The organism is Pseudomonas sp., assembly GCF_017744435.1.
Taxonomy (GTDB): domain Bacteria; phylum Pseudomonadota; class Gammaproteobacteria; order Pseudomonadales; family Pseudomonadaceae; genus Aquipseudomonas.
In genome coordinates this window covers 177016-191628 of the sequence record NZ_JAGIBG010000003.1, presented here as the reverse complement: position 1 = coordinate 191628, position 14613 = coordinate 177016, and the positions used below count along the sequence as shown (strand labels likewise).

The 14613-nt window shown below is 65.1% G+C and carries 12 protein-coding genes; 7 read left to right on the top strand and 5 right to left on the bottom strand.

The features are described 5' to 3' along the window. Positions 1–18: 18 nt before the first annotated feature. The gene (locus J7573_RS03995) at positions 19–1368 is read left to right on the top strand and encodes an OprD family porin (RefSeq protein ID WP_294325885.1); all 1350 of its coding nucleotides are present in this window, start codon (positions 19–21) and stop codon (positions 1366–1368) included. Here the strand turns inward: J7573_RS03995 and J7573_RS03990 are convergent. Beyond that, positions 1354–1665, bottom strand: a complete 312-nt coding sequence (locus J7573_RS03990; RefSeq protein WP_294325883.1) for a hypothetical protein — start codon at positions 1663–1665, stop codon at positions 1354–1356. The two genes, J7573_RS03995 and J7573_RS03990, sit on opposite strands and share 15 nt — an antisense overlap. Before the next feature lie 105 nt (positions 1666–1770). Then, positions 1771–2271 carry a GNAT family N-acetyltransferase gene (locus J7573_RS03985; protein WP_294325881.1) on the bottom strand — a complete coding sequence of 167 codons (501 nt, stop codon included), beginning with the start codon at positions 2269–2271 and terminating at the stop codon, positions 1771–1773. A gap of 109 nt (positions 2272–2380) precedes the next feature. Here J7573_RS03985 and J7573_RS03980 point away from each other — a divergent pair, with 109 nt between their 5' ends. From J7573_RS03980 to J7573_RS03955, 6 genes are all read left to right on the top strand, one after another. Next, positions 2381–2860 carry a hypothetical protein gene (locus J7573_RS03980; protein WP_294325879.1) on the top strand — a complete coding sequence of 160 codons (480 nt, stop codon included), beginning with the start codon at positions 2381–2383 and terminating at the stop codon, positions 2858–2860. Positions 2861–3009: 149 nt separating this feature from the next. Continuing rightward, complete coding sequence (locus J7573_RS03975; protein ID WP_294325878.1) at positions 3010–3786, top strand: ParA family protein; 777 nt, start codon at positions 3010–3012, stop codon at positions 3784–3786. Between the two features lie 64 nt (positions 3787–3850). After that, positions 3851–4261 (top strand): DUF2946 domain-containing protein, encoded by a 411-nt coding sequence (locus tag J7573_RS03970; protein ID WP_294325876.1) that lies wholly within the window; start codon positions 3851–3853, stop codon positions 4259–4261. A gap of 68 nt (positions 4262–4329) precedes the next feature. Continuing rightward, on the top strand, positions 4330–6480 hold the full coding sequence (locus tag J7573_RS03965; RefSeq protein ID WP_294325874.1) for a TonB-dependent receptor: 2151 nt from the start codon (positions 4330–4332) through the stop codon (positions 6478–6480). Between the two features lie 119 nt (positions 6481–6599). Further along, entirely contained in the window at positions 6600–7382 is a 783-nt protein-coding gene (locus J7573_RS03960) for a hypothetical protein (RefSeq protein WP_294325872.1), read from the top strand. 149 nt (positions 7383–7531) lie between these two features. Then, positions 7532–8866, top strand: coding sequence for an MFS transporter (locus J7573_RS03955; RefSeq protein WP_294325870.1), 1335 nt, complete (start codon positions 7532–7534; stop codon positions 8864–8866). 117 nt (positions 8867–8983) lie between these two features. Here the strand turns inward: J7573_RS03955 and J7573_RS03950 are convergent, their stop codons facing one another. The 3 genes from J7573_RS03950 to J7573_RS03940 are packed head-to-tail and all read right to left on the bottom strand — an operon-like array spanning position 8984 to position 14580. Further along, entirely contained in the window at positions 8984–12121 is a 3138-nt protein-coding gene (locus tag J7573_RS03950) for a CusA/CzcA family heavy metal efflux RND transporter (protein WP_294325869.1), read from the bottom strand. A 16-nt stretch (positions 12122–12137) separates the two neighbouring features. Next, positions 12138–13334 (bottom strand): efflux RND transporter periplasmic adaptor subunit, encoded by a 1197-nt coding sequence (locus tag J7573_RS03945; RefSeq protein ID WP_294325867.1) that lies wholly within the window; start codon positions 13332–13334, stop codon positions 12138–12140. Beyond that, positions 13327–14580, bottom strand: a complete 1254-nt coding sequence (locus J7573_RS03940) for a TolC family protein (RefSeq protein ID WP_294325866.1) — start codon at positions 14578–14580, stop codon at positions 13327–13329. The genes J7573_RS03945 and J7573_RS03940 overlap by 8 nt, the downstream gene beginning before the upstream one ends. Positions 14581–14613: the final 33 nt, after the last annotated feature.

Below are 14613 nucleotides of genomic sequence, written 5' to 3'. Positions count from 1 at the left end.
ATGACAGGAAGTTCCCGCATGTTGCTGCGCCCCGCTGCTGTGCTTTTATCCCTGCCACTGGCAGGCCTGACCCCGTTCGCCCTCGCGGACTCGGCTCAATCGCAAGGCAGCGGTTTCATCGAAGACAGCAGCTGGAACATCCTCAACCGCACCGTCTACGACCAGCGTGACTACAAGCACGGCGGGCGTAACAGCAGCGCACGCAACGCCTACAAGCCACGCAACGAGCGCAACGGCCTGGCCGAGGAATGGGCCTACGGCCTGATGGGCACCTTCCAGTCCGGTTTCACCCAGGGCCTGATCGGCGTCGGCGTCGATGCCCACGCCTATCAGGGCGTGCAGCTCGACAGCGGCGGCGGCCGTGCGGGCAAGGCGCGCCTGCTGGGCGTGGACAACGACGGCCACCCGAAGAACGAATACAGCCGTGGCGGCGCGGCGCTGAAGCTGCGGGTATCCAATACCGTGCTGTCCTGGGGCGAGCAGCGGGTGAAGACGCCGGTGTTCAGCTCTTCGGACAGCTGCCTGCTGCCCGAAACGGCCACCGGCTTCTTCCTGACCAGCAGCGAAATCGACACGCTCAAGCTGGTCGCCGGCCACTTCAACGAAAGCACCGATCGCAACGCGTCCAGCCACAACCAGGGCTTCGTGGTGAACTACTCCGACGGCCGTCAGGGCAACCGCTTCGACCTCGCCGGCCTGGTGTGGAACCCCGGCACCGCCTTCAGCGGCAGCCTGTACACCTCACGCTACGAAGACACCTGGAACCAGCACTACCTCGGCAGCACCCTCACCCACGCCCTGGACGACCGCCGCAGCCTGAGCCTGGACCTCAACCTGTACCGCACCACCGACACCGGCAAGGCGCTGTCCGGGCGCATCGACAACACCACCTGGAGCCTGGTCTCGCGCTACAGCCAGGGCCCGCACAGCGTCAGCCTCGGCTGGCAGCAGGTGGATGGCAACACGCCGTTCGACTACGTCACCCGCGGGGCCATCTACATTGCCAACGCCGTGCAGATGTCCGACTTCAACGCACCGAACGAAAAATCATGGCAGGCGCGCTATGACCTGGACATGGGCGGTTATGGCATTCCGGGGCTGAACCTGACCGCCCTGTATGTGCGCGGCTTCGATATCGACGGCACCCACGTCGACCCCAACGGCGGCTATGCGTACCTGGGTTATGGCAAGGGTGGCAAGCACTGGGAGCGGGACCTCGAGGCGCGCTATGTGGTGCAGAGTGGCAAAGCCAAGGGCACCACGTTCTCGCTGCGGCACAATGTGCACCGAGGCAACACGGCGCAGGCAGAGCTGGATGGCGACCAGATCCGCCTGGCGGTGGAATGGCCGTTGTCAGGCAGTTTCTGACAATCCCCAGACCTGCTTCTCCTGCTCGGTCAGAGACGCCACGACGGCTGCAAAGACCTCGTTGAACTCGGAGCTGACATTCTGGTGCACACGATAACTGCTCAGCAGGTAGCGCTTCACGGTCTTCGGCCAGCTGCCATCCTTGTGCGCCGCAATGATGATGCCCTTGACCTCCTGGTAGTTGGCTGACGGCCTGACCTTGGTCAGCAGTTTTTCGAATTCGACATAGGTCCAGTCGTCCCTGCGGTTCTCGAACGCGTCGAGCAGGTCGAGTTTGTACAGCGCGAGATGTGCCATGGGCATCCTTCCTCTTTCATCGTGAAGGAGACGACGGTAAGCAAATCGCCCGGCAATTGAAATGAACGAGGTGGTGACGGTCAGCCGCAGGAAGTAGGAATGGTCCTACCTGGCGAGCCAGTGCTCCATATGCGTCGTGTGCCACAGCGGGTCGTCTTCCACATCGGTCAGCGCAAAGCCCTGGCGCTCCCAGAAGCGGATCGCGCCGGGCAAAAACGGGTGAGTATGCAGGTACAGGCATTCGACCGCAGCGGCACCGGCGTGCTCGCGCAAGGCGGCGAACAATGCCGCCGCCAGGCCATGACGGCGGTACTCGGGTAGCACGAACAGGCGCACCACCTCGACCACGCGCCTGCCGTGATAGTCGAGCTGGGAGAAGCGATGATCGTAAGGCAGATAACCGATGCCTGCGATCAGCCGGTCTTGATCGCGGGCTTCCAGAAAGTGGCCCTGGCCGTCCAGGTAAGTCTCGGCAAAATGGGCCAGGTCCTTGGGCAATGGCGACCCGGCCAGCATCGGGAACAGCCCGCGACGGGCGCTGTCGATGAAGGCCACGACTTCGCTGATGCGCTCGTGACTGGGCGGTTGGATGATCCAGTGGGTCATGGGCGTGGAAACGTGGTCTGAACGAAGGGTTTTCTACCTCAGGGACTGATGGCTGGCAACCCGACACCGCTATAATCCCCCCTCTGCAATACGCGCCCAAGGCCACCCCATGCCCCGCATCCAGAAGTTGCTGTTGCCACTGCTGTTCACCGCCGCCCTCGCCGCCTGCGACCAGAAGCCCACCCGCGAAGAGCAGATCCTGGCCAACCTGCCGCTGCAGGAGGCCTACGACCACAACATCGAGCGCATGGCTGCACTGCTCACCCGCACCCACCCACAGCTGGATGCAGCCACCATCAGCGGTGTCCTGCGCAAGCACCTCACCGTCGAGGACCAGCGTCAGGATCTGTTCAAGCTCTACAGCGAGAAGAACTTCAGCGACGCCGAATTCGCCACCATCGTCGCCGCCACCCAGGACCCGGCCAAGGCCAAGGCGCTGGAGGACACCGAGGAAGGCAAGCGCCTGAGCGACAAGCTCACCGGCCTGATGCGCGAGACAGCGCAGGATGCAAAGGTCCAGGCGTTGGCCAAACAGCGCATGCAGCAGGTCGAGCAGGAGCTGGAGGAACTGGAGAAACCAGGCGCCTGATTGACCCGGTGAAAACACCGCAACAGAGCGCTTGCGGTTCGACAAAGATGAACTTAACTATTGTTTCAAGACTTGTCATAAATCTGTCGTGTTTCAGTCATAGGATTGACCCCAACCTGACATTTTCTCTCTTCATGGATGAACGTCTCATGCGTCGTGTGGTTTTCAATCAGAAAGGTGGCGTGGGCAAATCGAGTATCGCCTGCAATCTCGCTGCGGCCAGCGCCGCTGAAGGCTATCGCACGTTACTGGTCGACCTCGACCCGCAGGCCAATGCCACCTACTACCTCACCGGGCTGACCGACGACGCCATTCCCGCCGGCATCGCCGACTTCTTCCGCCAGACCCTCTCGCCGGTCACCGCCTCCGGCAAGAAGCACCGCGTGGCGATCACCGAAACCCGCTACGACAACCTGCACCTGGTGACGGCCAGCCCCGACCTCAGCGACCTGCAGAGCAAGCTGGAGAGCAAGTACAAGATCAACAAGCTGCGCAAGCTGCTGGTGGAGCTGGGCGAGGACTACGAGCGGATCTACATCGACACCCCGCCAGCGCTGAACTTCTATACCTTCAGCGCCCTGGTGGCCGCCGAGCGCCTGCTGATCCCGTTCGACTGCGACAGCTTCTCGCGTCAGGCGCTGCTCAGTGTCATGGCCGAAGTCGAGGAGCTGCGCCAGGACCACAACCCGTCGCTGCAGGTAGAGGGCGTGGTGGTCAACCAGTTCGCCGGGCGCACCGCGCTGCACCAGACCCTGGTCGAGCAGCTGCGCAGCGAAGGCATGCCGGTGCTGCCGGTGTACCTGAGCAGCTCTATCAAGATGCGCGAATCGCACCAGGTTTCGGTGCCTCTGGTGCACATGGCGCCACGCCACAAGCTGGCGCAGGAGTTCGTCGAGCTGCTGGACGTGCTCGAACGCGCCGCCTGAGCTGCGACAACACGCCACAGCCAGGCACTACCCTGCCGTTCGTCCGGGTGATAGATTCGCCGCCATGAAAATCACCCGGCACACCCGCACGCTGACTGCCTGGACGCTCTATGCCAGCGTCCTGTTCAGCCTGTTGCTGTGTGGCCTGCATCACGGCCAGATGGGCGGCCTGCGCCTGGCCGGCCTGGAAGGCGGTTTCTGCTCGATCAACAGCGAGCATGGCGTGGCCATCGACCTCGACGGCGCCGGTGGCGACCAGCACATGGCCCAGCTCGACTGCCCGGTGTGCTGCTCGTTCGGCCTGGCCGTGCCGCTGGCCAGCAGCGGCTGGTCGTTCAGCCCTGCACAGGCCACTGCCACCTCGCCCATTGTGGTGCGCAGCTGGGCGCAACCGCCGCCCCGTTACCAACGCCCTGCCCTCACGCCCCGCGCTCCCCCTGCCGTCTTCTCCGCAGCCATTACTCATATCGCCTGACTTCAGCCGGGCGCGCCTGCCTGCGCGCTCGCCGTCAGCCATGACCTTTGCGTGGAAGACATAACAACATGCTCCGCAATACCTCCCTGGTGCTCCTCATGGGCACCTGCACCTTTGCCTGGGCGGACGATGCCGCCGTCGAACTCAACGCCACTACCATCGATGGCGAGCGCGATGCGCCCTCCGGCGTGCAACTGGACGTGCCCATCAGCACCGGCTCGCGGCTGGGCCTCACCGCGCGGGAAACCCCCGCCTCGGTCAGCGTATCGGACCGGCGCATCATCGAAGAACGCGGCGCCAAGGACAGCCAGGATGTGATCAACGCCATGACGGGCGTGAACGCGTCGGCCAACCCCGGCTACGGCGGTTTCGTCAGCTACCGCGGCTTCACCCAGAACCAGGTGACCCAGCTCTACAACGGCATCAACCTCGGCTACAGCAGCGCCACCCGGCCGGTGGATGCCTGGGTGCTGGACCGCGTCGAGCTGCTCGGCGGGCCGTCGTCCTTCCTGCATGGTGCAGGCGCCGTGGGCGGCTCGATCAACTACATCACCAAGACCGCCAGCCGCGACCAGCAGATCATCGATGGTCGCGTGCGCTACGGCAGCTACGACGACTCGGAAGTGGCCTTCGGCATCAACCAGGCACTGGCCAGCAACCCGGCCGATGCCCGCCATTTCATGCGCCTGGATTTCAGCCACACCGGTAGCAATGGCTACATCGACCGCAACCAGCGCAAGACCGACAGCCTGGCGTTTTCCCTGCTCAGCGACCTGACGCCCGACCTCACCCACACCCTGGCGCTGGAATACCAGGAGGACCGCGAAGACAGCCCCTACTGGGGTGCGCCGATCCTGCCGGGGCGCAGCACCATGAAGATCGACAACAGCCGCCGCTTCGAGAACTACAACGTCGCCGACGGCCGCTACGAGCAGCGGGTGCGCTGGCTGCGCTCGATGCTCGATTACCAGGTCAACGACAGCACCAGCGTGCACAACACCCTGTACCACTACAGCGCCCAGCGCGATTACCGCAACGTCGAGCGCTACAGCTATACCAGCGACGGCAATGTGCAACGTGGCAGCCCTTACCTGCAGCGCCATGAACAGAGCGTGCTGGGCGACCGCATCGAACTGCGCCACGACAACCAGCTGTTCGGCCTGGCCAGCCAGTGGTCGCTGGGCCTGGACTACTCGCACATGCGCCAGACCGTGTACCCGACGTCCGGGAGCTGGACCGATGTGGTCGACCCGGATCACTTCGACCCGGGCAGTTTCTACGACATCCCCGGGGTGAACGCCGGGCTGACCAAGCAACGCCGGCATGTCACCAGCAACCGCGCCATGTTCGCCGAGAACCGCCTGCAACTGACCGAACGCCTGGCCTTGCTCACGGCCCTGCGTTACGACTACCTGGACATGGAGGTGACCAACTACGGCGCGGTGACGCCGAGCTCGCCGGCATTCTTCGAGCGGCGCTGGGAACCGCTGTCCGGGCGCGTCGGCCTGACCTACGAACTGACTCCGTCGGCCAGCCTTTACGCCCAATACAGCACCGCCGCCGACCTGCCAGCCGGTTCGCTGGCGGCGGCCACCTACGCCAACGTCGGCACCTTCGACCTGTCCAAGGGCGAGCAATGGGAAGTGGGCAGCAAGTTCGACTTCCTCGAAGGGCGAGGCGCGGCGACCGTGGCCTTGTACCAGATCGTGCGCAAGGACTTTGCCGTGCGCGATTCGAGCAACCCCAACCTGACGGTCCAGGCCGGGCAACAGACGTCACGTGGCATCGAGCTGTCCGGGCGGCTGCAGGTCACGCCCAAGTTGCTGGCAGAGGGCAACTACGCCTATGTCGATGCGCAGTACGACGAGTTCAACGAAGCGGTCAACGGCGTATCGGTGTCACGCAAGGGCAATGCCCCGGTCAATGTGCCGGCCAATGTCGCCAACCTGTGGCTGACCTACAGCTTCACCTCGGCCTGGTCGGCGGGGGTGGATGCGCGCTATGTCGGCTCGGTGTACGCCGACAACGCCAACACCCTCAAGGCGCCGGCCTATACCTTGTTCGGCACCTTTGCCCGCTATCGGCTGGATGAACACACCACGATCACCGGGCGGGTGCGCAACCTGACCGACGAGGTGTATGCCAAGCAGGCTTACGGGCTGCAGTACTACATGGGAGCACCGCGCACGTTCGAAGTGGCGCTGGACGTGCGCTTCTGACGCCAAAGTCTGTGCCGGCCTCCACGCCGGCACAGACTTTGGGAAGTTTCCCACAGCCCCACCAGCCACGTTCTTGGTCCACCATGGTTGATAATGTGCATCCTCCTTCACGCCAGCCCATGAAGCACTGGCTCAAGCATCTGCAAGGACGTTTCGTGTTCAAATTGTTAGCCCCCCCACTTCTCACCGCCACCTTGGTCGCCTTGGCAGGATGCCAGACCAAACCAGCGCCGCCTGAGGTCCCTAAAACCTTCATTTACGACATGCAACAAGCCCTCAGTTACAGTATTGCCACCGCCAACACCGGCAAGCAGGTCGGGGTTGTCAGGCTGCGGGTCACCTTAGACAGGCACTCCGCCCCCATCGCTTGCAAAGCCCTCAGGGCGCCCCCCAGCCACGACCTGTCGCTGCCTGCCGACATACCCCGCTCGGACTTCAAGGCACTGGCCAGCTTGGTTGAGGCGCAATGCTGGGTGACCATCTACCCCATCGTGCCCGACGCCCTGTATGACGAAAACAATACTGTGGAGATCGTCGCGCCGCTGATCGTCAATCTACCGGCCGCGCAGGCGCCTGGCAGTGCGCGCTGGGTGGCAAACGCACAGCGCGAGTACCTCTGGCAGCACCTGTTGCGCGATGAGCCGGTGACCAGCATCGGTAATGCAGCGGTGTACTACCAGGCCAATGCCCAGGGTAAGGTCGAAGGTTGCCTGGTGCAGCTCTATCAACATCCCCTACGGCCGGATGACTTTCGCCTTGATGGCCAATTGCAAGCTCGACTCAACAATCGCTGCATGGCACTGGACCTGAGCCGCATGCCGGGTTTTTCGCCAGATATGCATGGGGTGGCCAAGGGGTCCAGCAAAATGGAATACGCACCTTGGCGAGTGGGCCGACCGTAGCCATTGTCGGTGATATCGGATATCCCGATGTCGCACTGAATGAAGCCCCTCACTGCGCTACCCGGTCTACTGGCCCTGATAACAACGATGGCGCGCCTTGAGCGCGCCACATTCATCCAGGCTGCCTATGGAAACCGGAGAGCTTCCGTATGTCTGCATCGCATGAGGTATCCCCCGCCACCCTGCGCAGGGTCATCGCCGCCTCGGCCATCGGCAACTTCGTCGAATGGTTCGACTTCGCGGTCTATGGCTTCCTCGCCACGCTGATCGCCAGCCAGTTCTTCACTAGCGAAGATGCCAGCGTCGCCCTGCTCAAGACCTTCGCCGTGTTTGCCGTGGCATTCGCCTTGCGCCCGCTCGGCGGCATCGTGTTCGGCGCGCTCGGCGACCGCCTTGGGCGCAAGCGCATCCTGTCGCTGACCATCCTGCTGATGGCCGGCTCCACCACCTCGATCGGCCTGCTGCCGACCTATGCCAGCATCGGCCTTGCGGCACCTGCGCTGCTGACCCTGGCGCGGTGCCTGCAGGGTTTCTCTGCCGGCGGTGAATACGCCGGCGCCTGTGCCTACCTGATGGAGCATGCGCCACGGAACAAGCGTGCGTTCTATGGCAGCTTCGTGCCGGTCTCGACCTTCTCTGCCTTTGCCTGTGCGGCGGTGATCGCCTATGGCCTGGAGGCCAGCCTGTCGACCGAGGCCATGGCCGCCTGGGGCTGGCGCATCCCGTTCCTGGTGGCCGCGCCGCTGGGGCTGGTGGGCCTGTACCTGCGCTGGCGCATGGAAGAAACCCCGGCATTTCGTGAGGCTATCGCCCAAGGCAAGGAACATGAACATTCGCCGCTCAAGGAGACCCTGCGCAACCACGGCCGGGCGATTCGCAACCTGGGCATGTTCATCTCGCTGACAGCGCTGTCGTTCTACATGTTCACCACCTACTTCGCCACCTACCTGCAACTGGTCGGCAACCTGACCCGCGCCCAGTCGCTGCTGGTGACCACCGTGGCGTTGCTGTTCGCCGCCGTCGGTTGCCCGTTGGCCGGGGCCTTCTCCGACCGGGTCGGGCGGCGCAAGACCATTGGCTTCACCTGCCTGTGGGTGATGGTCTGTGTATTCCCCGCTTACTGGCTGGCCAGTTCCGGGTCGATGTCGGGGGCGCTGCTGGGAGTGATCCTGCTGGCGGTGGGGGCGCTGTGCAGTGGCGTGGTGACGGCGGCATTGCTGTCGGAGAGTTTCCCGACCCGGACCCGCTATACCGCTTCGGCGATTACCTACAACGTGGCCTACACCCTGTTTGGCGGTACTGCGCCGCTGGTGGCGACCTGGCTGATCGGGCAGACCGGCAGCAGCCTGGCGCCGGCGTTCTACCTGGTGGTGATTGCGTTGGTGGCCTTGGTGGGCGGGTTGGCTTTGCCGGAGACATCGCGGATATCGTTGCATGATGAAGCCGGTAATGATGCGAGCCCTCAGGTCCGCACTTCGACTTAAGGCCCGTGGGGCTGCTTCGCAGCCCTTTCGCGACACAAGGCCGCTCCCACAGGGACTGCGCGATCCTGTGGGAGCGGCCTTGTGTCGCGAAAGGGCCGCAAAGCGGCCCCGGCGATCTCAATCCTCTTCGCGCCTGTATGCCCATTGATACAAGGCCGGCAACACCAACAAGGTCAGCGCAGTCGAAGATAGAATCCCGCCAATCACCACCGTCGCCAGCGGCCGCTGCACTTCAGCCCCGGTGCCGGTGGCCAGCGCCATTGGAATGAACCCAAGCGACGCCACCAACGCGGTCATCAGCACCGGCCGCAAGCGCGTCAACGCCCCTTCCTCGACCGCCGCACGCAAACCGCGCCCTTCCTCTCGCAGGTTGCGGATGAAGGCAATCATCACCAGGCCATTGAGCACCGCCACACCCGACAAGGCAATGAAGCCCACCCCTGCGGAAATCGACAGCGGGATATCCCGCAGCCACAGCGCCAGCACCCCGCCGGTCAAGGCAAACGGAATCCCGGTGAACACCAGCAGGCCGTCCTTGAGGTTGTTGAACATCATCAGCAGCAACGCCATCACCAGCAGCAGCGCTACCGGCACCACCACCCGCAGGCGCTCGGCCGCCGACTGCAGCTGCTCGAACTGGCCGCCCCAGCGGGTCCAGTAACCCGGCGGGATCTGCACCTGTTCGCGCAAGGCCTGCTCGGCCTGTTCGACGAACGAACCCAGGTCGCGCCCACGCACGTTGGCGCTGACCACCACCACGCGCTTGCCATCCTCGCGGCTGACCTGGTTCGGCCCCAGTTGCAGGTTCAACGTGGCCACCTGCGACAGCGGGATGAAGCCGATCTGTGCTGTGCCGGCGGCAGCGCTGGCGGGTACCGGAATCAGCAGGCTGCCCAGGCCATCGACATCGGTACGCAGGGTTTCGGACAGGCGCACCACCATGTCGAAGCGACGATCGCCCTCATACAAGGTGCCCGCCGTGCGCCCACCGACGGCAATGGCAATGGCGTCCTGCACGTCACCCACATTCAGGCCATGGCGTGCAGCCTTGTCGCGGTCGATGTCGATGGTCAGCACCGGCAGGCCGGTGGTCTGTTCGACCTTCACTTCCGAGGCGCCTGGCACCTGTTGCAAGCTGCTGGCGATCTGCGCGGCGGTGCGGTTGAGCACGTCCATGTCATCACCGAACACCTTCACCGCCACGTCGCTACGCACACCGGAAATCAATTCGTTGAAACGCAACTGGATCGGCTGCGACAGCTCGTAGTTGCTGCCCGGCACGCTGGCAGCGGCACGCTGGACTTCGGCAATCAGCTCCTCGCGGGGCTTGCCGGGGTCGACCCATTGCTCGCGCGGGCGCAGCATCACGTAGGCATCGGAGATGTTCGGTGGCATGGGGTCGGAGGCGATCTCGGCGGTGCCGGTGCGGGCAAACACCCGCTCCACTTCCGGCACCTGGGCGATGATCGCCTGCTCCAGGCGCTGTTGCATGTCCACCGATTGCGACAGGCTGGTGCCTGGCACCCGCAGCGCCTGCAAGGCAAAGTCGCCCTCGCTGAGGCTGGGGATGAACTCGCTGCCCATTCGGCTGGCCACCACCCCGGACAGCAGCACCAGGCCCGCGGCGGCGGCGAACGCCAGCTTGCGCCTTCCCAGCACCCAATCGAGCACCGGCGCATAACGCTGGCGAGCGGTGCGCATGACCACGCCCTCTTCTTCCTTGACCTTGCCGGTGACGAACAGCGCGATGGCCGCCGGCACGAAGGTCACCGAAAGGATCATGGCGCCCAGCAGTGCCATCACCACGGTGAAGGCCATCGGGTGGAACATCTTGCCCTCGACCCCGGTCAGGGCAAAGATCGGCAGGTACACCACCATGATGATCAACTGCCCGTAGATCAACGGCCGGCGCGCCTCGCGGGCGGCAGCGAACACCTCGTGGAAGCGTTCGGCACGGGTCAGCATGCGGCCATGGCGCTGCTGGGCATGGGCCAGGCGGCGGATGGCGTTTTCGACGATCACCACCGCGCCATCGACGATGATGCCGAAGTCCAGGGCGCCGAGGCTCATCAGGTTGGCACTGACCTTGTTGCTGAACATGCCGGTGAAGGTGAACAGCATCGACAGCGGGATGACCATGGCCGTAATCAGCGCGGCGCGGATGTTGCCGAGGAACAGGAACAGCACGGCAATCACCAGGATCGCGCCTTCGACCAGGTTCTTCTTCACCGTGGCAATGGCTTTTTCCACCAGGTGGGTGCGGTCGTAAACCGTCACTGCGACCACGCCCTCGGGCAAGTTGCGGTTGATCTCGGCGAGCTTGGCCGCCACGGCCTGGGACACCGTGCGGCTGTTCTCGCCAATCAGCATGAACACCGTGCCCAGCACCACTTCACGGCCATTCTCGGTGGCCGCGCCGGAGCGCAGCTCTTCGCCCAGGCCGACCTGGGCGACATGGCTGACGCGGATCGGCGTGCCATCGACGCTGGAGATGACAATGTTGGCGATGTCCTCGGCCGAGGCTACCTGCCCCGGCGCGCGGATCAGCAACTGTTCGCCGTTGCGCTCGATGTAGCCGGCGCCGACGTTGGCGTTGTTGCGCTCCAGCGCCGCGATCAGGTCGTTGAGGGTGAGCTTGTAGGCCGCCAGGCGCTTGGGCTCGGGGGCGATCAGGTACTGCTTGGCGTGGCCGCCGATGCTGTTGACCTCGGCGACGCCGGGCACATTGCGCAACTGCGGCTTGATGATCCAGTCCTGGATCACCCGCAGGTCGGTCGCCGTGTAAGGCGTGCCGTCGTCCTTGAGCGCGCCCCGCTCGGCCTCCACGGTCCACAGGAAGATTTCCCCCAGGCCCGTGGAGATCGGGCCCATGCCGGCCTCGATGCCTTCGGGCAACTGCTCGCGGGCTACCTGCAGGCGCTCGTTGACCAGTTGCCGGGCGAAGAAAATATCGGTGCCATCGTCGAAGATCACCGTCACCTGCGACAGCCCCGAGCGCGACAGCGAACGGGTCTGTTTCAGGCCCGGCAGGCCGGCCATGGCGGTCTCGATGGCGAAGGTGATGCGCTGCTCGGTCTCCAGTGGCGTATAGCCCGGCGCGGCGGTGTTGATCTGCACCTGGACGTTGGTGATATCCGGCACCGCGTCGATCGGCAGTTTCTGGTAGCTGTGGATGCCCACGGCAGCCATCAGCACCACGGCGAGCATCACCACCAGGCGCTGCTCGATGGCGAATTGGATCAGGCGTTCGAACATGCAAGCGTCCCCGCGATCAATGGCTGTGCTCGGCAGAAGCCTTGCCGAGCTCGGACTTGAGGACGAAGCTGCCGGCGGCAGCCACCTGGGTGCCGGCTGCCAGGCCTGCGGTGATTTCCACCTGGCCAGCGTCGCGGCGGCCGGTCTTCACCGGGCGGGCCTCGAAACCTTCGTCGGTGCGGGCGAACACCACGGTCTGCTCCTCCCACATCTGCAGCGCGCTCTCGGGCACGACGACGGCTGCATTGAAGCGCTCGACATTGACCGCGATGTTGACGAACAGCCCGGGGCGCCAGGCACCGTTGGGGTTGGCCAGGGTGGCGCGCACGGTGGCGGCGCGGTTCTGCTCGCCGAGCAGGCTGCCGACGTAGTTGACCTTGCCCTCGACTTCGGCGCCGAGGTCCGGTGCGCTGACGGTCACGCTGCGCCCGCTGGTGACCCGGGCCAGGTCGCGGGGGGCGACGGCGAAGGTGGCCCAGACCCGGCTCAAGTCGGACAGGGTGAAGGCATTGCTGGTCTCGTCGACCACTTCGCCCACGGTCAGGTGCTTTTCCACCACCACGGCATCGAAGGGGGCGCGCAGTTCGTAGCGGTTACCGGCACCGGCCGGGCCGACTGCAGCCACCTTCTGCCGGGCATTGGCCAGGGCGATCTCGGCCTCTTGCAAGGCCTGGCGCGCCTGCAGGTAGTCCTGCTCGGCGCTGATGCGCTCCTGCCACAGTTGCTGCTCGCGCTGGAAGGTCAGGCGCGCCAGTTCAAGGCGACGCTGGGCGGCCTGCTGCTCGCTGCGCAGGTCGGAGATCTGCTGACTGGCGATCACCGCCAGCACCTGGCCGCGCTTGACCGACTGGCCAAGCTCGGCCTGCACCGCCTCGACCACCCCCGGCACCCGCGGCACCACATGGGCCGTACGGTCCTCGTCGAAACGGATCTCGCCGGGGAAACTGATGGCAGTGCCCAGTTCGCGTGGGGTGGCTGCGGCTAGCTGGATACCGGCCGACTCGATCTGGGCGATCGACAGGTGCAGCGCGCCTTCCGTTTCCTGATGTTCTTCTCCAGCCTCCTCAGCGTGACCGTGGCTGTCTTCGCCATGATCGTCATGGCGGGCCTCGCTATTGCTGGCCTGGCCCAGGTTACCGGTCCAGACCAGGCCACCCGCGCCGAGAACGGCAAGGGCAGCGATCAGGAGAGCGAGTTTGCGGGGGTTAGTCATTGTTGCTCCTGCTGCTCGATTTTTTGCTCAAACCATCAAGGTCGCCGTAGATCCGCTCGACCTGCGCCCTGGCATCGGTTGCCGCCGCCAGGGCCTCGAGGTACAGCCCGCGCGCGTCGATCAAGGTGCGCTGGGCGTCGAGCACATCGAGAAAGGCGAACTTGCCCATTTCGAAGCCACGGGTGGCGGTGTCCACCGCCTGCTGCGCCGACGGCAGGATGGTGCGGTCGTATGCCTGCACTTCCTGCATCGCCGTGCGCCATTGATCGACGGCGCTGCGGGTTTCGCTGCGCAGGCGCAGTTCGACTGCATTGCGCAGGTCGCGGGCCTGGTCGGCGCGGCGGGCGGCGGCCAGCACGTTGCCCTGGTTGCGATCGAACAACGGCAAGGGCATCGACAACCCGACCACGTTGACCCGCTCGCGGTCCTCGCGGCTGTACTGGCTGCCGACGCTGACGGTGAGGTTGGGAATGCGCAGGGCCTTTTCCGAGCCCAGCGATGCTTCGCCGCGCTCGACCTGGGCGGCTGCCAGGCGCCATTCGGCGGTGCGCTCGACCTGACCGAGCAAGGCATCGGCTGACGGTGCAGCGCCAGGTGACAGACTGGCCGCCGACAACGTGTCGAAGGTCGCCAGCGGGCTACCGGTCAGCCGCGCCAGGGCCTGGTAGGCCACCGTGCGCTGGGTTTCGGCGCGGCGCACCTCAGCCTGGGCCTGGGCCAGTTGCACCTGGGCACGGGTGGCTTCCACCGGTGACGACTGGCCGGCCGTGACCCGGCCCTGCGCTACCCGCAGACCACGTTCGGTCAGCGCCTGCGACTGCTGTGCCAGTTCCACGCCAGTCTGCGCGCGCAGGGCGGCGTGATACGCCTGGACCACATCGGCGCGCAGGCCGTTGCGCTGGCGTTCGAGGTCCAGTTGGGCAATGGCCTGGCCGGCACCGGCCACCGCGATGCGCGCACCGCGCTTGCCGCCCAGTTCCAGTGGCTGGCTGAGGGTGACGGTGCTGGTGCGGGTATCGCGGCGGGTGTCTTCCATTTCCCAGGCCAGTTCAGGGTTGGGGATCAAACCGGCCTGGCGCCGCTCGCCCTCGGCAATGCCGATTTCGCGACCGGCAGCGGCCAGCTCAGGGTTGTTGGCGAAGGCGGCGCTCAGCGCCTCGGGCAGGCTCATGCCTGGCCCGGCCTGGGCGCTGGTGGCGGCGACCAGCAACAGGCTGAGCAAGGCGATCTTGCGGGGGATGGGCACTTCGGAAGTCCTCGTCGGCAAGCATTGGCGAGG